Source organism: Nocardia nepalensis (genome assembly GCF_048910785.1).
Classification (GTDB): domain Bacteria; phylum Actinomycetota; class Actinomycetes; order Mycobacteriales; family Mycobacteriaceae; genus Nocardia; species Nocardia nepalensis.
On record NZ_JBKBET010000030.1, the window covers coordinates 22,593 to 40,671 of the forward strand.

At 66.3% G+C, this 18,079-nt stretch carries 9 protein-coding genes; 8 read left to right on the top strand and 1 reads right to left on the bottom strand.

Features of this window, described 5'->3' with window-relative positions; genetic code table 11:
- The first annotated feature begins 8 nt into the window (after positions 1-8).
- From ACHQ4I_RS24715 to dmpG, 4 genes are all read left to right on the top strand, one after another.
- Positions 9-10,262, top strand: coding sequence for a Tc toxin subunit A-related protein (locus ACHQ4I_RS24715; protein ID WP_420774221.1), 10,254 nt, complete (start codon positions 9-11; stop codon positions 10,260-10,262).
- A 231-nt stretch (positions 10,263-10,493) separates the two neighbouring features.
- Complete coding sequence (locus ACHQ4I_RS24720; RefSeq protein ID WP_420774222.1) at positions 10,494-11,354, top strand: 2-keto-4-pentenoate hydratase; 861 nt, start codon at positions 10,494-10,496, stop codon at positions 11,352-11,354.
- Positions 11,351-12,310 (top strand): acetaldehyde dehydrogenase (acetylating), encoded by a 960-nt coding sequence (locus ACHQ4I_RS24725; protein WP_420774223.1) that lies wholly within the window; start codon positions 11,351-11,353, stop codon positions 12,308-12,310. The genes ACHQ4I_RS24720 and ACHQ4I_RS24725 overlap by 4 nt, the downstream gene beginning before the upstream one ends.
- Positions 12,307-13,323 (top strand): 4-hydroxy-2-oxovalerate aldolase, encoded by a 1,017-nt coding sequence (gene dmpG / locus ACHQ4I_RS24730; protein ID WP_420774224.1) that lies wholly within the window; start codon positions 12,307-12,309, stop codon positions 13,321-13,323. The genes ACHQ4I_RS24725 and dmpG overlap by 4 nt, the downstream gene beginning before the upstream one ends.
- 23 nt (positions 13,324-13,346) lie before the next feature.
- Here dmpG and ACHQ4I_RS24735 read toward each other — a convergent pair whose 3' ends face one another.
- A complete protein-coding gene (locus tag ACHQ4I_RS24735) occupies positions 13,347-13,742 on the bottom strand; it encodes a YciI family protein (protein ID WP_420774225.1) in 396 nt (131 codons plus the stop codon).
- Positions 13,743-13,930: 188 nt separating this feature from the next.
- Between ACHQ4I_RS24735 and ACHQ4I_RS24740 the strand changes: the two genes are divergently transcribed.
- The 4 genes from ACHQ4I_RS24740 (at position 13,931) to ACHQ4I_RS24755 (ending at position 18,026) form a co-directional block, all read left to right on the top strand.
- Positions 13,931-14,473 carry a VOC family protein gene (locus ACHQ4I_RS24740; RefSeq protein ID WP_420774226.1) on the top strand — a complete coding sequence of 181 codons (543 nt, stop codon included), beginning with the start codon at positions 13,931-13,933 and terminating at the stop codon, positions 14,471-14,473.
- A 36-nt stretch (positions 14,474-14,509) separates the two neighbouring features.
- Positions 14,510-15,418 (top strand): VOC family protein, encoded by a 909-nt coding sequence (locus ACHQ4I_RS24745; protein WP_420774227.1) that lies wholly within the window; start codon positions 14,510-14,512, stop codon positions 15,416-15,418.
- Positions 15,419-15,421: 3 nt separating this feature from the next.
- Positions 15,422-16,273: an alpha/beta fold hydrolase gene (locus ACHQ4I_RS24750; RefSeq protein ID WP_420774228.1), complete on the top strand. Its 852-nt coding sequence runs from the start codon at positions 15,422-15,424 to the stop codon at positions 16,271-16,273.
- Between the two features lie 115 nt (positions 16,274-16,388).
- A complete protein-coding gene (locus ACHQ4I_RS24755; RefSeq protein WP_420770359.1) occupies positions 16,389-18,026 on the top strand; it encodes a long-chain fatty acid--CoA ligase in 1,638 nt (545 codons plus the stop codon).
- The last annotated feature ends 53 nt before the right edge of the window (positions 18,027-18,079 follow it).

Here is an 18,079-nt window from a genome sequence, read left to right on the forward strand (position 1 = left end):
GAGGAACCGTGCCCGATTTGATCATTCTGCGGCTTGCGCCGTCGGAACCGATGGCTCCGAATGACTTCAAAACCATTCTGACCGATCTGAAGATCACCGCATACGACTTGAGCTTCGCCGACAGCGTCAAGGGTGCGTTGCTCGGCAAAGCCGCTGGGTTGGCGGATCCGCACCTGGCCAGCACTGTCGACAATTCGGTCGATATCAACAACACCCAGATCCTGCAGCACTACATCGATGCGGCCGACCCGCCCGATCCGCTGGGCCCGCCGAAGCCGAAGGTCAGACGCCTGGAATCGGCGGCGACGGCGGTCATCGTGGTCGATCCGGCACATACCTCCGCGGAGTACCCGACGTCGACCTCCTACGATCTGCGATTGGAGCTCAGCAAGGGCAGTCTCGTCATCGCCCAGCGCCGCGTGCATTACAACGTCGCGATCACCACCCGGGGAACGCTGTCGACCGACCAGACGGACTACTTCCACGCGCCGGCGAGCGCATTCGTCACCTTGCCCGCGTCCGCCGCCGGACGCGATCCGAACCTGGCCTTTGTAGACCTGCCGCCCGACGGACAGCCGCCGTTGTTCAGTGAGCTGGTCAAGGCGATCGACCAGGTCCTGGCCAAGGATCCGGGCGGCGCCACGGGGACACTGTTGGACACGGCGCCGTTGACCCCGGCGCAGTGTCGCCAGATTGCCAACGAAATCGTCTGGAACAGAACCGCTTTCCCCCCGCCGCAGCCGGATCCCACACTCGGATTCGATCCGTTCGGCGCGCTCTACACCAAACCGAAGGTCGATCCGTATATCACCGACGACAACATCGAAAAGGCAAGGGGCCGTTTCGATGCCGAGCTGAACGGTTATTACGGCACGCATGAGGCGGAGGCGCTGCGGCTGGCCGGTTTCGTCTACTCGGCCGCGGCGGCCATCGCCGAAGAACGGTTGAGCATCGCCGCGGGCCGGGCGCGGTTGGATTTCCCGCTGATCACCGGTGCCGGGACGGCGACCACGGTACCTACCGCCGGCGTAGTGCTGACCGAAGCGACCGAAAAGGCGGGGCTGAAGCCGAGTTTCGTCGTCCCGGCCGCGTACTTCTACGCGCTGGCCGCACAGGTGCCGAGCCAGGTCGGTCCCGAGCAACGATTCGATATGGCGCGGCTCACTCTCGAACCGCAACTACTGACAGCCATCGAGGCGGCCCGCGACGGTGGTGTGATCACCACGCCCGCAGTACCTTCGACGGTGTCGGGCACTGCGCTCACGGCCATCCAGGTGGCGCGGCGGCTGCACGCGCTCGGCGGCACGAGCGGACTGGCGGAGGTCCCGCTGACCGCTCCGATCGACGCACTGATAACCGACTGGCTGGCACACGACAAGCCGACCGCGACCATCGACGCGGACTTCTGGCAGCCGGAGGCGACCACCAAGCGGCCCGCGGCCTATCTGGATCTGTTGCTGCTGGCCGTCACTGAGCATTCCGCGGACCTGATCAAGGCGCTGAAGCAGCCACCGCTCGGTATCGACACGGTCGCGAAGCTGGTCGCGGTCACCGACAAGCAGTGGCGCGACTTCTTCGCCGCGCGCAGTGACCTACTGCCACCGTTTACCGCCCCCGGCACACCTGAGGAACGCACGGAGGCGTTCATCCGCCATCTGCGCCGATTCTTCACGGTGAATAAAGATGCCGGCAATGCGGAGAACCCGAGCAACGATGGACCGCCGATGCTCGGACGATCCGGCCGGGACGTCTTCGCAGCCTTCGCGAATGCGTATCCGTCCCATTCCGGTGGCACCGCGTTCACCTTCGCCGCGGACCCGGATCCGGCCGCACTGGACGCGGCCGTCGCACAGGTGCTCCCCGATGATCCGGCCGCCCAGCGATGGCTTACGTTCGCACTCACCGCGATTCGACAGCTGTGGGTGCTCACCGATATCGGTGCGGACGACCTGCGGTTCTCGCTGATCGAGGCACTGTATGCCCGCGGATTCACCGACGCCGTTCAGGTCGCCCGGCTCTCGCTCGCCGACTTCAGGTTCGCGCTGTCGGGTTCGGTCGCCTACAACTTCGCCGCTGCGATCTATCACCAGGCGACGGAGTTCGAACCGTATCCGCCGGCGCCGCCCGGCCCGTTCCAATCGGTAAATTCCGATGGCTCGCTGATCGATTGCATTCCGCCCGAACATCTTTCACCGCTGGGCCCGGTTGCCTACCTGCACGAATTGCTTCAGGTTTCAGCGGGGTCCACCTGCCAGAACCCGCGATCCCACGGAGAAGATGCCGACCTCGGGGCCATGCTCGCGGCCCGCAGGGGCCCGGTCGGCGATCTCCACGCGACCAAAGCCGATCTGACGACACAGATTCCCGTAATCGATCTGGTGAACGAGAGCCTCGAGGCACTGGTGTCGCAGCCGACGGGCGGCTCGGGGGCCGTATATGACACCGCCACACACGAACTGGCCGGTCATCGACTGTCCACAGACGGCAGCGTCGGTGGGGATCCGTGGGCACACGACCCGGACACCCTGTTTGCCGCACTGCCGCAACATTCTTCGCCCGCGACCCCGGTCGAGGTTCCGGCGGCCTATGACGTGCTGCGCTCCGATTTCAGCAATCCGACGCTGCCCTATCCGCAAGCGCTCGATATCAATCGCAGTTACCTGCAGGCCACGGGGTCGAGCAGGTACTCGGCCATGCGCCACTTCCGTAAGGACATCACCGAATTCGCGATCGACGCCGAACACGAGCCGGACACCTTTGTGCGGCACCAATGGCGTCTTCCGCTGCGGCTATCGCTCGCATTGGAGTACCTGCGGATCACTCCGGAGGAGTCCGAGCTGCTCTATCGCAACGATATCGCCGATGTCGCGACGCCGGGACGACTGGTACTACGCGAGGTCTACGGATTCCCCGCCGACCACGGCGGCGAAGGTGATGACGGCGACGGGGATTGGCTCGACGTGGTGCGCCAGGTACCGGAGTTCCTGCGGCGCACCGGTTTGGACTATTGCGAGTTCCTCGCGCTGTGGGAGTGCGGGTTCGTGCCGTTCGGCCCCGGCGGCGGCCCCGGCGAGCGATCGCAGGACGGCGAGGGGCCGGTATATCCGCCATGCCAGCCGTGCTGCCCGGATGACCTGACCATCGATTTCGGCGATCACAGCACCACCGACGCACTTCGCAGACTCGCCGTGTTCATTCGGCTCTGGCGCCGCTTGCGCGAGAATCCGGCCACCACGGTGACTTTCGACGAGTTGTCGGACATCTGCACGGTCTTGGAATTGTTCCACGGCCCGAAGGTCAACCCGCAGTTCCTGCGCCAACTGTGTGCACTGTTCGTGCTGCGCGACGTGCTGTGCCTGCCGCTGGTCGATCCTGATGCGACCGACCCGTCCGGTGTCGGCGCCGATCGCACCCATCTGCTCGCACTGTGGGCGGGCCCCGATTCGGGCCACTGGAACTGGGCGCTGCGAACGCTGATCGATGGCGTCGAGGACTCCGCCGAACGTGTCCGTCCAGAACTTGCCGATCAGCCCGAGCTGGCCAAGCTGATGGCCCAGAATTTGGCTCCGCTGTCGCGGCTGGCCGGATTCGATCCGGATGTGGCCACCGATACCTGGTATGCCCAGCCGACGAGCACCCTGCGCTTCGCCGAGGTGCTCCTGAAGATCTACCTGTCCGAATTCACCGTCGGCGAGGTGTTGTTCCTGTTCGCCGATGCCCACCTCGATGGAGACGATCCATTCCCGCTGCCGACGCAGAACGAATCGCTCGACGATCCGCTGGGCCTGCCCGACGACGAGGACGGCCACGGCCTCTGGGCGTTGCGCCGCCAACTGCTCGAGGTGACCGTCGACGACGCGGGCACCTGGACGCTGTCCCGGATCGCCGCCGCACTGGCCGATGAATTCGGATACCTGCCAACCGTTCCCGCCGACTCGCTGCGGTCGGTCGCCGAGCGGTTCTTCCCGTCGGCGCTCGAACGCGAAGGGACACCGGTACCGGCGGATCGGCGGCGCTTCACTACGCCGCTGGCCGCGGCGGACACCACGCCCGCCATGTGGAACGCCGAGCCCGGCGGGCCGTTGCATTACGATATCGCGACGCAGACGCTGTGGACCCAACTCCCGCTGGACGACGCGGCGCTCGCGGAGCGGCTCAGCCATCTGCGGCCGCTCACCGAGGTGGAGCGAAAAGCGGTGTCGGAGTTGTACTTCGCGCCACGTGCGGCGCTGGTGCCGTTCGCGCTGCTGTTCGGATCGTTCGAGGCCGCCGTGCACACTCTCGTCCACGAAGCGGACGAGCAGACCCGGTTCGCCTTTGTGCAAAGGGAATTCGCCCTGTTCCATCGGCGCTGCCAGGTCATCGCCGAACACCTCGCCGACCATGTGCGCGAGGCCGCGCCTCAGCACATGACCGAGGTGGGTGCGGTCGAGGCGGCACGGCTGCTGCGGGCGCTGCACGGTGACGAGAACAACGGGCATACCCCGTGGGAGGACGATGCCGGTAAGCCACCCGCCCTGCTCTGGCCCACCGCGCCCACAGGCGGTGCGTACGCCGCGCTGCTCGGCTTGCTCGGTACCGGTCTGCTCGGCGAATTCTCGGTGGCCGGACACGATCACGCCTGGCGCGAGCTGAGCGGTCCGCTATCGATGTTCGACGCGGGACGCAACAAGTGGAATGCCCCCGTGCCCACCGTCATCCCGGCGATGGACCTGACGTTGACGCCCGAGCAGCTCAACTTGGTGGCCGCGCGCAACGGGTTCGCCCTGCGCGACGAGGACGGCGAACCCCTCTTCGGCGCACAGCCTTTCACGGTGACCTGGTCGGGCAGCTTGCTGGTGGAGCACGGCGGACGGTATGAATTCGCCGCGGGGGAGCCGACTCCCGAGGGCGTGGCACCCGACTGCGACCACTGCGACGATCTGCGCTGGCGCATCTCCCTGCGTCGTGGCCAGCGGTCATGGATCGTACTGAACCGCAACTGGCCCGGTGAGGATGCACCGAACTGCCATTCGGCTCCCATCGAACTGCGCCGCGGCGCGTACGAGATCACCGTCGAATTCGACCAGCCCGAGCCGAGATTCGACGAGGAGGAACAGGTCCGGCCGCGGCACACCGGATTCCAGGTCAAATACACCGGCCCGGACACCGGCGACACCCTGCTCGCGGTGCCGCACCGCCGGCTCTACCGCAACACGGTCGACATGCCGCTGGGTGAGTGCGTCGACGTCGAAGGTGCGGCCAAGGACTACCTGTACGGCCGCTACACCTCCAGCCTGCGCGATATCCGACGCACCTACCAGCGGGCCTTCAAGTCCGTACTGGTCGCGCACCGGCTGGGCCTGTCCGCCGCGACGCTGTCCCGGGAACCGCAGTCCGAATTGGGTTACCTGCTCGACCATCCGGAAGCTTTTGCCGGACAGACCTATCCACGCACCGGACCGTCATCGTTCGGTACCCATCGCGCCTGGTTCGACCTGGACCTGCTGCCGGTCACCGATCCGTATCGGTCACCGACGAACGACCAGCGTGCGGGCGTGAGCGGCCGCAGGCAGGCCGCGCTGTTCGACTGGTGGGAACGGCTTTACGACTACACCGGGTTGCGCGCCGAAACCAAGTCGGCCAGGGAACGGCCCGCTTGGCGGGTCTTCCTCGAGGCGGCCGAACGTCAGCCCGACGATCCGGCGCAGCTGGTTCGTCACCTTGGGGTGGATGTGCGGCACGCGCCGCTGGTACTGACCTATTTCGCGGCCGGCGGTGACTATCACATCGCCACACCGGATCTGGAGTCCGAGGCATGGGCTGTTCGGGTCTGGCGCGGTGAGATGTGGCTCGATCGGCTGGAGCGTCGCTTCCGCGTATCGCGCATCGAGGATGCGAAACCGGCTCGCTGGGTATCCGATCGGCCCGAGGTCGCGCCGGATGCGGGCAACGACAACCTCACCCGGTTCGTTCGGGATGGCTGCTTCGAAAACGATTCGCCCCGGCGCTATCTGGATGTGCAGACGCTCAACGACGGTCTGCGCGTGCGGGCGCGTGACGCGCTCGTCTCCTGGTTGTGTGGGATGAATCGGGTTTCGCTTCCGTTCGCACCCGGTCGATTCGCCACCAGGGCAAGGGATTTGAGCGATCTGCTGCTGCAGGACGTGGAGACCGGAACGAGTGAGCGGGCCAGTCGGATTCAGGACGCGATCAGCAGCGCGCAGGCGTTCGTGCAGCGCGCCAGGCTCGGTCTGGAGCCCGGGTTGGCCATTACGGCCGAGTTCGCCGAGGTCTGGGACGGCCGCTTCGAATCCTTCCTGACCTGGCAGTGCGTCGCCGAGCGTGAGCAGTACCGGGAGAACTGGATCGAGTGGGACGAACTCGCCAAGGCGCGCCGGGTGGAGGCGTTCACCCTGCTAGAGGCCGAATTGCGGCGCCGCAGGCTGACCGTCGCGGTGCCGGGTGGGACGGAATGGTGGCCCGGTCGGCGGCCACCGGCTCATCCGGGGCTGACGGCTTCACAGGCCGCAGAACCCGCACGAATCAGTCTGCTGCTGCCCGGTCCGCTGCCCGAGGGGATGGACCTGCTCGGTGAGCCCGCGGACGCCCGCCCATCCTGGCTGGCCCCGGTCGTGCGAGCACTGCCGACCGGCGATGGCGATGGCGGTTCGAACGACGGTGATGGTAACGCCGATGGCGGCAATGCCGACGGTGGCGAGCGCGGCACCGGCACGGTACGCGGTCGCGCCAAGAGTGCCGCCGCCAAGGCTCGGGGCGGCACCAAGGGAGCTGCCAGGGTGCGCGCCGCCAAGGGCGAGCCTGCTGCTGTTGCTGATGTTGGGCGCGAGGCAGATCGGCATGGCGTGGTCGCGGGCGAACTGTCGGAAACCGACCACGAGCGGTTGCCGCTGTGGATCAAGGCGGCAGTGCGGCTCGGCACCCGATTCGTTCGGGTCGCCGCCGCGGGTATCCCACCAGCCGGTGCGGGATTCGTTGTCTGCGAGCATGATTCGACCGGTCGCTGTGTCAGGTGCGCACACACCGCCGAGTTCGTCGTCGACGAGTACTACTTCTGGCTGGAGGACGCCAGCAGCTTCGACGCGGTGCAACAGGACGCGGACGCAGGCCGCGGCAAATCCGACGAGATATCGGACTGGCATCGCCCGGAAAGGCTCCCCGCGCTGCTGGATTGGCCGGCCAACTCCGTCGTGCACCTGGTCTGGTCGCGCGCACGAGACGGCCGATTCGAGCCGCCGCGCCGATCGACCGAACCGGTTGTCCTGAATCCGCAAGCCGTCGCGAAACTGGTGTTCACCGGACGAGCGGGCGATTCGCTGCACTTCCAGGTCATCGGTGGCCACCGGCCGAAGGGCCACGAAGCCGACCCGACGCCGCCCGGCTTCCGGTACGACCTGGCCACCGACACCGCGATCACGGTGCCGCAGCTTGCCGCACCACCGGCCGTGCCACCCGGCGGCGAAATCGGCGGGCTGGATGCCCATCCCTTCTTCGCCTATGTGTGTCCGGGCGCTTCGATAGAACCGCTCACGCTGTTCTCCGTCGCCACGACAGTTGGCGGTGCGCTGAGCGCCGACTGCAAGTTCGAGGCCGCGCTGAAATGGTATGAGCTGGTGCGTGTTCCGGGCGCGACAGACAACACCTGGGCGGTGTGCGTCAACACGGCCGCGGCCGAGCACACCGGCGACGGGCGTGAACTCGCTCGACGCGACCAAACCTGCTGCCCGACCGGACCGGTGAATGCTGAACGCGCTCGCGACCGGGCGTTGCTGCTGCGCTATCTGGAAACGATGCTCGCCTGGGCCGACGCGCTGCGCTGCCGCAACAATCCGGAGGCAACACGGCGCGCCACGGTAGTCCTCACCGAGGTGGATCGACTCCTCGGTACGCGCCCGGAAGTCGTACTCGCACAGGATGATTCGACCGCACGCACGGTCACCAGGTTCATCCCGCGACGTGCGCCGCTCAACCCGCGGCTACTCGCACTCTACGACCGGACCGCCGACCGGCTCGCGGCGATCCGCGAGTGTGTGAACGGTCGCGGGCTGCGCGACGGTACCCCCGGCGTCGATATGCGGTACTTCGGCGACGACCCGCGCCGCGACGGCTGGCAGCTCACCGGCTGTGCTTGCGGTTCCGACGGCTGCTGCGAACCATGCTGCGAGCCATACCGTTTCACGGTTCTGGTGCAGCGCGCTCGGGAGCTGGCCGGTGAAGTGCGAGCGCTCGGTGGACAGTTGCTCGCCGCGCACGAGAAGGCCGATGCCGAATACCTGGCCGCTCTGCGCCAGACGCAGGAACACCAGTTGGTCGAACTCACCCTGGAACAGCGCCGCAACCAGTGGCGCGACGCCGACTGGCAGGTGCAGTCGCTCGGCAAGACGAAGGAGGGCGCTCAGGCCCGGTTGCGCTACTACCAGAACCTGATCGCCGGCGGCCTCAACTCCGGCGAGTCCGGCTACGAGGCACTCACCGGTGTCTCCATGGGTTCGCGGATCGCGGGCAACGTGCTGGAGGCGATCGCACAGGGTGTCAGCCTGTTCCCGGATCTCTGGATCGGTATCGCCGGTATCGCTGGCACGCCGTTGATGTTCAGTCAGTGGCCGGTGGGGAACAAGCTCGGCGCCGGGTTCTCCACCGCCGCGCGGATCCTGAACGCCGTCAGCGATAACGCGAACACCGCAGCGGGCCTGAGCAATACCGAGGGTTCCTGGGATCGCAGACTTGCCGACTGGCGCCAGCAGGTCGATGTCATCTCCATTGAGATCGAGCAGATCGAACGGCAGATCCTCGGCGCGGAACGGCGCCGCGATATGGCACTGACCGAGCTGAACACTCAGCAACGCCAACTGGAAAACGCCGCCCGAGTGCAGGATTTCCTGCGCGACAAGTTCACCAGTCACGAAATGTACCTGTACTTGCAGCAGGAGACCGCGGCACAGTACTTCCGCATGTACGAGCTCGCACGTTGCGCGGCACGCAAGGCCGAACGCGCGTTCAATTACGAACGCGGGTACACCACCCGATCATTCGTCGGCGCGGACGATTTCGACAACCTGCGCGCCGGATTGATGGCAGGGGAGCGGTTGCAACTCGCGGTGGCGCAGATGGACAAGGCGTATCTGGACGAGAACTGCCGCGAATACGAACTCACCAAACACATTTCGCTGCGCCAGGCGTTCCCGCTGGCCTTCGTGCACCTGCAGACGACCGGCTATGCCGAGATCGAGCTGCCGGAATGGATGTTCGACGTCGACTACCCGGGACATTACCTGCGCCGGATCAAGAACGTCACGGTAACCATTCCGTGCGTAGTCGGCCCATACACCGGCGTGCATTGCCGGCTCACCTTGTTGAGTAGTCACACCCGTGTCGATCCGCGACTGGCCAAGGCTCCAGCGGTCTGCTGTGACAAGCGACCCGGATCGGATTGCGGCTGTACACCTACAGATAGCGGGTATGCCGCCGCCATCGACGACGGCCGGGTACTGCGTTCCTACGCCGCGACCGAGGCCATAGCCACCTCGAGCGGTCAGAACGATTCGGGGATGTTCGAGCTGAACTTCCGCGACGAGCGGTACCTGCCGTTCGAGTTCGCCGGTGCGGTCGGCCGGTGGCGCATCGAATTGCCCCCGGAGACGAACTATTTCGACTTCGGCGCGCTCAGTGATGTGGTGTTGCATCTGAATTACACCGCGCGTGAGGGCGGTGCGGCGTTGCGCACCGCCGCGCTGGCCGCGGCTGGCTGCCGCCTTCCCGGCGACGGGCTGCGGTTGTTCGATGTGCGGCGCGATCTCCCCGATGCCTGGCAGGGCATAAGCGTGCCGAAACCGGAACAGGGACCGTGGAATCGCAGGCTCGACCTGCGGCTGTCCGGGTCGATGTTCCCATTCGTGCCCGCGAAGCGGGTTCGGTGGGCGCAGACGATCCAGCTCTTTATCGAGGCGCCGTGTACCGAGCCGAGCGCGAATATCGTGCTCGGATTCCGGCCGGGACGACACGACCACAGCGGGGCGGCCTGCCAGTGCGATCGGATCGATGTCCACTGCGTCGCCAGCAGCGAATATCCGACGCTGTATTGGGGTGTCGTGGATCTCGACGGCAAGCAGCTGGGCCCGTTGGAGTCCGACCGGCCCGAGCTCATCGGCACCGTCGAGTTTCCGGATGACCTCGGTGAGGTATGCGACGCCAAGGTGGTCGTCGGCTACTGCGCTGAGCCCTGGCGCACCTGCGGACACGGCGATCGGTGCGCATGCCGCTGAGGGGTGACAACCATAGACGCCGAGTCACCCAGGTTGCTTTCGTAGGCACCTGGGTGACAGCGGAGCCCGACGAGTCCGGCCGACCGGCCATGGGGGTTCAGCACGGCTGAGGATCACTGCTGCCGTCGACGTGGCCACCGCTGAGGCCAATTTGGGCGACCTGTAGTCGAGTTCGGCTCACCGGAACTCGATCGTCGCCACACCGCACGTCCATGGGTCACGGTATGTCCCATGTCCTTCGTGAACAACAGCCCGGCATCCGGGCCCGACGCGGTCGAGGCTGCCGCGGCCCGCCTCATCCGGGCAGCAGCGAACCGGCAGCCCTGTGCGCCGGTCCGTGACCTGATCGGCAGCACCGACGTCAGTGCCGCCTATGCCGTCCAGGAGCGCCTGACCGCCGCCCGGCTCGACGCCGGCGCCACCATGGTCGGCCGGAAGATCGGTCTGACCTCACCGGCGGTCCAGGCCCAGCTCGGCGTCGACCGGCCGGACTTCGGCGTCCTGTTCGCCGACATGCAATGCTCGCAGGAGCAGGTCGTGGCGATGGACCGGCTGCTCCAGCCGAAGATCGAGGCGGAGGTCGCCTTCGTCCTGGACAGGGACCTGGACGATGGACCGCTCGATATCGACTCGGTAGGTCGTGCGGTCGCATACGCCGCGCCCGCCCTGGAGATCGTCGACAGCCGAATCGCCGAGTGGGACATCACTTATGGCGACACTGTCGCCGACAACGCGTCGAGCGGGCTGTTCGTGATCGGCAGTGCCCGCCGCGGCCTGAACGAGTTCCGACCGGTCGACGTCACCATGAGCATGCGGATCAACGGTCGTGAAGTGTCCACCGGCACCGGTTCCGCCTGCCTCGGCGACCCGCTCGAAGCCCTGCGGTGGCTCGCTCGGACCGCCCGAGAATTCGGCGATCCGCTCCGGGCCGGCCAGATCATCCTCTCGGGCGCACTGGGCCCGATGGCACCAGTAGTCGCCGGCGATCACGTCACCGCCGAGATCGGCGGCCTGGGCCTGGTCCAGGCCCGCTTCGCAGGTGCCGCAACCCCCAGCCGGGCCACCACCAGCTACACAGGAGAGGCAGCATGAACCGCACCGGCAAGACCAAGGTCGCCGTCATCGGGTCCGGGAATATCGGCACCGACCTGATGATCAAGGTGCTGCGGCTCTCGAAGTACCTCGAGATGGGCGCGATGGTGGGCATCGACCCGGACTCCGACGGCCTGGCACGCGCGGCCCGCTTCGGCGTACCCATCACGGCAGACGGTGTCGACGGCCTGATCGGCATGGCCGGATTCGACGACATCGAGATCGTCTTCGACGCGACGTCGGCCAAGGCGCACGAGGCCAACGCGGCCGAACTGGCGTCGTACGGCAAACGACTCATCGACCTCACCCCGGCGGCGATCGGACCGTTCGTGGTTCCGGCGGTCAACATCGAGGAGCACATCGACGCCGCGAACGTGAACATGGTCACCTGCGGTGGTCAGGCGACGATCCCGGTCGTGGCGGCCATCGCGCGCGTTGTGCCGGTCGCGTACGCGGAGATCGTGGCGTCCATCGCATCGAAGTCGGCAGGCCCTGGCACGCGCGCCAACATCGACGAGTTCACCGAGACCACTTCGCATGCCATCACCAGCGTCGGGGGAGCGGAGCGCGGTAAGGCCGTCATCATCCTCAACCCCGCCGAGCCCCCATTGATCATGCGCGACACCGTCTTGTGCCTCGTTCAAGCCCCCGACGCGGCGGTCTATGCCGAGATCACCGCATCGGTGCAGAAGATGGTCGGCGACGTGGCCGCCTATGTGCCCGGGTACCGACTCAAGCAGGCGGTCCAGATCAGCCCGATCCCGGATGGCCAACCGGTGCACACGTTGCTGCGCGAGGACACCGACACCGTGCCCACCCATCAGGTGTCGGTGTTCCTCGAGGTCGAGGGCGCTGCCCACTACCTGCCGGCCTACGCCGGAAACCTCGACATCATGACCTCTGCCGCCGTGCAGATGGCCGAGCGCATCGCCCAGCGGAAGGAACAAACCCGATGACCGCCAGCCTGTTCATCCAGGACGTGACGCTGCGTGACGGCATGCATCCCGTCCGGCACCGCATCACGCCGGAGAATGTCGCCGCGATCGTGGCCGCGCTCGATGCCGCCGGCGTCGATGGCATCGAGGTCGCGCACGGCGATGGCCTGGCCGGCGGCTCCCTGAACTACGGCCCCGGGTCCAACACCGACTGGGAGTGGATCGAAGCCGCCGCGGCCAATATCGAGAACGCTCGCTTGACCACGTTGTTATTGCCGGGAATCGGCACCATCGATGACCTGAAGCGGGCCTACTCCCTCGGCGTCCGCTCCGTCCGCGTCGCCACGCACTGCACCGAGGCCGACGTCTCCGCGCAGCACATCGCCACGGCCCGCGAGCTCGGCATGGACGTGTCCGGCTTCCTGATGATGAGCCACATGGCCCCGGCCGACGAGCTGGCGAAACAGGCGGCGCTGATGGAGTCCTATGGCGCGCACTGCGTTTATGTCACCGACTCCGGGGGACGGCTGACGATGGACGGAGTCCGCGAGCGCGTTCGCGCCTATCGCGACGCGCTCAGCCCGACTACCGAGATCGGCATTCACGCGCACGAGAACCTGTCGCTGTCGGTCGCCAACTCGGTGGTGGCGGTCGAGGAGGGAGTGACCCGGGTCGATGCATCGCTGGCAGGCCATGGCGCGGGCGCCGGCAACTGCCCCATCGAGCCTCTCGTCGCCGTCGCCGACCTGTACGGCTGGAAGCACGGATGTGATCTCTTCGCGCTTCAGGACGCTGCCGACGACCTCGTTCGCCCATTACAGGACCGGCCGGTCCGCGTGGACCGCGAGACCCTCACACTCGGCTATGCGGGCGTCTATTCGAGTTTCCTGCGCCACGCGGAAGCCGCCTCCGAGCGATACGGCATCGACGTGCGTGACATCCTCCTCGAGGTCGGCAGGCGCGGACTCGTCGGCGGACAGGAAGACATGATCATCGACATCGCCCTGGACCTGACGGCCGCCCGGACCTCATAGCGAAGGCTGTATGCCCAACTCGCTCACTGCCATTCGTAGGTACCGCGACCGAGTGACAGGCGCATCGAGACGCTGCCCTCGTTGAGGCGCCACTGATGAACGACAAATGCTCGCAGACCCGCCTTGACGAAGGGGTCCGCTGACGCGATGGCGGTTGCCTCGACCTCGTCGCCGGCGCGTAAGACCGTGACGCCCGATCCCGGGCCAGCGCCGGGCCCACTGACGAGCGGGCCCGACAGGAAGACGAGGCGGCGTTCCTCGAGGTCCAGCAGCCAGGCGATGTGTGCCGGGGCGAGGGCGGCGATGTCCTGCGCGGTCGTCCCGTCTACGGGGGTCGAGGTCACCATCCAGTACTCCCGGCCCAGCAGCCGTGAGAGATCCGGCACGTCGTGATCGGTAGCGGGAGGCAATGAAGTCATCCGAAAACTGTATGCAATCTGAGCCCGCCGTCAAGATCCAAACCTTGACAGTAAAAGTGCATACACATTACGGTCGAAATGGCGAACAGGAGTGCCGCCACCTGTGGACTCCTCGGCCGAGCCGTTCGAGGCGCAATTCATCGACCACCACATGACCCGGCCGCCAACAATGGGAAGGAAGGTTCACCATGCCGATCGCTGAACTCGGTCATTTCGGAGTTTTCTGCAATGACCTGGAGACCAGTACCGCGTTCTACCGCGACGTCCTCGGACTGACCGTCACCGACGAGGATCTGAATCTGGGCATGCGGTTCTTCAGTGCCCGACCGAACTTCGAGCACCACGAGTTCCAGCTCGTCGAGGGTCGCACCGTGGCGCGCGCCGACGAGGACACCAAGCTCATTCAACAGGTCTCGTTCCGGGTCAATCATCTGACCGAGCTGCTCGAGTTCCACCGCAGATTCATCGAGCACGGTGTCGATTTCGACATGATCGTGACGCACGGCAACGCGTTCGGAATCTATTTCTTCGATCCCGAGGGCAACCGGTGCGAGGTGTACTGGCAGACCGGGCTGCCCGCCCGCCAGCCATTCCTGGCGGCGATCGACCTCACCGAACCGATCGAGAAGCTGCTGGCCGACAACGCGGCGCTGGTCGCTCGGTACGGGGAGACCGGCTATCTGCAACCGGGGCTGGTGAAGAACCTCATCCCGGACGCGATCGACTCCTGACAGCGCGCTCGGCAGGTTCCACAGGAGAGGAAACCCATGATCACGCTGACCGACATCGCCTACGTGCGGTCAGGAGTCGCCGATCTCAGGACCGCCGTCGACTTCGCGACTCGCATCGTCGGTCTCGAGCTGGTCGGCGAGACCGAACCGGGCGTCGCCCACCTTCGCGCCGATTCGCGCCACCACTGTCTCGCTCTGGTCGAGGGGGAGTCGGGGGTCCTGGCCTCCGGGTTCACCGTCGCCGACGCGGATGCGCTGGAGGCGGCCGAGAGCGATCTCGAGCGGGCTGGTTTCGCGGTGCGGCGTGGGTCGGAGCAAGAGGCTCGTTCGCGGCGCGTGGCCGAGTTCATCGGCTTCGACGACCCCTTCGGCAATCGCATCGAGCTGGTCAGCCAGCAGGAGACGATCACCCGCCCGGTCGCTTTCACTCGGCCGGCCGGCATCACGGAGTTCGGGCACCTCTGCCTCGACGCGCCGGATGTGCACGAGGCCTACCGGTTCTGGAACGGGCATTTCAATGCCCGCGTATCGGATTGGATCGGCAACGCCGCGTGCCTGATGCGGATCGATCCCGTGCACCACAAGCTCGCCGTATTCCAGGGCGAGAGCGCTGGTCTGTGCCACATGAACTTCCAGGTCGAGTCCATCGACGACGTGTTCCGTTCCTGGCACTTCCTGCAAGAGCACGACGTCCAGATCGAAATGGGTCCTGGTCGCCACCCGCAGTCGACAGCGGTATTCCTCTACTTTCTCGGCCCCGAGGGCTTCACCTATGAGTACTCGTTCGGGGTGCGGCGCATCGAGGATGACGCGGCCTGGCGACCGCGCACGTTCGATCCGGACGAACCGGGGTCGATCGATATGTGGCTGGGCCCGGTCAAGCGGGTCTCGACGCAACGTCCGGCCCCGATGACCGGAACTCATTCCACCCCAACGAGGAGCTAGCACGTGACCGTCACCAGCGATCAGCTGACCGCATCGATCCGCGAGGTCGATGGGGTACGCACCGCCGTCATCGACACCGGGGAGCCCACCTTCGAGAGCGCACAGCCACCGCTGCTACTCCTGCACGGATCCGGTCCCGGCGTCAGCGCCGCGGCCAACTGGCGTCCCGTGCTGCCGTCCCTGTCCCAGACCCGGCGTGTCATCGCCCCCGACCAGTTGGGCTTCGGCGGCACAGCCACCGGTGCGCCGCGAACGTGGGGTCGGCAGGCGTGGACCCGGCACGCACTCGCGCTGATGGACGAACTCGACATCGAGACCTTCGACATCATCGGCAACTCGATGGGCGGGGCAATCGCCCTTTCGCTCGCGGCCGAGCGCCCCGAGTCCGTTCGTCGCCTCGTCCTCATGGGCTCGATGGGTGTCGCGATGGCGCTACCGCAAGGGCTCGACACGGTCTGGAGCTATCGGCCAGGAAGGGAAAACATGCGCGAGATCATCGGGCTGTTCGCCTACGATCGGGGACTGATCACCGACCAGCTGGTCGAGATGCGATACGGGGCAAGTGCCGATCCCGCTGTCGCGAAATCCTGGGAAGCGATGTTCCCCGAACCGCGCCAACGCTGGGTCGATGACCTGGCCCTGTCCGGTGCCGAGTTGACTCGGGTGGCGCAGCCCACCCTCATGATCCACGGGCGGGACGACCGGGTCGTGCCGTGGAAGGAATCCTCGGGGGCGTTGCTGGAACTCCTTCCGGACGTCCGGCTGCACGTGCTGGGCAACTGTGGCCACTGGACCATGATCGAGAAGACCGCCGAGTTCCTCGGCGTCGTGGAACCGTTCCTCTCCGAGGCCTGACCTGGCTGGCCCCCTGCTCGCGGGGGGCTGCTCTACGGATCACATCCCAGACCCGCAGGTGGCCGAGACGGACTTGGCTTTCTGAGGGGAAGTCACCGAAGAAAAAGGAGTTCCGATGTTGAGCACCATGCAGGACGAGCCGTTGTCGTTGGCGACGTTGCTGCGCTACGCATCGACGTTCATGGGCGATTCCACCGTATCGACCTGGACCGGCACCGGCGTGCGCACCATGACCTACCGCGAGCTGGGCGCCGAATCGGCGCGACTGGCGAATGCGTTGCGCGGGTTGGGGATTGGTGTCGGTGATCGGGTCGGCACCTTCATGTGGAACAACAACGAGCATATGGTCGCCTATATCGCGGTGCCCGCGATGGGTGCGGTGCTGCACGCGCTCAACATTCGGCTTTTCCCTGAGCAACTGGTCTTTGTGGCCAACCATGCCCAGGACCAGGTGGTGATCGTCGATGGCACGCTGGTGCCGATGTTCGCCCAGTATCTGCCCAACCTGAAGACCGTCCGCCACGTCATCGTGGCCAACGGTGACGCCGCCGCGCTGGCGGCCCCTGAGGGTGTGCAGGTGCACTCCTACACCGAACTGCTCGCCACCCAGCCCGACACCTACGACTACCCGGTGATCGACGAACGATCCGCCGCCGCAATGTGTTACACCTCCGGTACCACCGGTGACCCCAAGGGTGTGGTGTATTCGCATCGCTCGAACTGGCTGCACGCCATGCAGGTGATCTCGCCGGGCAGCATGGGTTTCAGCGAGGCCGACTATGTGCTCGCGATCGTGCCGCTGTTCCACGCCAACGCTTGGGGCCTGCCCTATGCCGCGTTGATGTCGGGCGCGAATGTCCTGATGCCCGACCGCTTCCTGCAGCCCGGCCCGCTGCTGGAGATGATGGCTGCCCAGAAGCCGACCTTCGCCGCGGCGGTGCCGACCATCTGGGGCGGTGTGCTGGCCGGACTGGCCGCGAAACCGCAGGACATCTCCCACCTGCGTTCGGTGGTCGTCGGTGGTTCGGCGGTGCCGCCGTCGATGATGCGCACCTTCCAGGAAAAACACGGCGTGCGGATCCTGCACGCCTGGGGCATGACCGAGACCTCCCCGCTCGGCAGCGTCGCCCACCCGCCCGCCGGCGTGAGCGGTGAGGACGAGTGGGACTACCGCTTCACCCAGGGCCGCTTCCCCGCCAGCGTGCAGGCGCGTCTGGTCGGCGACGACGGCGCCGTGGTGCCCAATGACGGACAGTCCCTGGGCGAGTTGGAAGTTCGCGGTCCCTGGATCACCGGCTCCTACTACTCCCCGGACGGCGCGCAGATCGACCCCGACAAATTCGACAACGGCTGGTTACGCACCGGCGACGTCGGCAAGATCAGCCCCAGCGGCTACCTCACCCTGGTCGACCGCTCCAAGGACGTCATCAAGTCCGGCGGCGAATGGATCTCCTCGGTCGATCTGGAGAACGCGGTCATGGGCCATCCCGCCGTCGCCGAGGCCGCGGTCATCGGTGTGCCCGACGAGAAGTGGGACGAACGCCCCCTCGTCGCCATCGTGCTCACCGAGGGCGCCGAAACCAAACCCGAAGAACTACGCGAGTTCCTCGCCGACAAATTCGCCAAATGGCAACTGCCGGAACGATGGACCTTCATCGCCGAGGTCCCCAAAACCAGCGTCGGCAAATTCGACAAAAAGCGCCTACGCGCACAGTACGCCGACGGCGACCTCACCATCACCACGCTGTCCTGACCGAACGGCCCCGCGTCACCACTTCAACATCGGCAGTGGCGACGCGGGGTTGG

Bases quoted from the DNA above. Each gene is read 5' to 3' on its own strand.
- ACHQ4I_RS24720 (WP_420774222.1), top strand. From the start codon at position 10,494: ATGTCCTTCGTGAACAACAGCCCGGCATCCGGGCCCGACGCGGTCGAG.
- ACHQ4I_RS24725 (WP_420774223.1), top strand. From the start codon at position 11,351: ATGAACCGCACCGGCAAGACCAAGGTCGCCGTCATCGGGTCCGGGAAT.
- dmpG (WP_420774224.1), top strand. From the start codon at position 12,307: ATGACCGCCAGCCTGTTCATCCAGGACGTGACGCTGCGTGACGGCATG.
- ACHQ4I_RS24735 (WP_420774225.1), bottom strand. From the start codon at position 13,742: ATGACTTCATTGCCTCCCGCTACCGATCACGACGTGCCGGATCTCTCA.
- ACHQ4I_RS24740 (WP_420774226.1), top strand. From the start codon at position 13,931: ATGCCGATCGCTGAACTCGGTCATTTCGGAGTTTTCTGCAATGACCTG.
- ACHQ4I_RS24745 (WP_420774227.1), top strand. From the start codon at position 14,510: ATGATCACGCTGACCGACATCGCCTACGTGCGGTCAGGAGTCGCCGAT.
- ACHQ4I_RS24755 (WP_420770359.1), top strand. From the start codon at position 16,389: ATGTTGAGCACCATGCAGGACGAGCCGTTGTCGTTGGCGACGTTGCTG.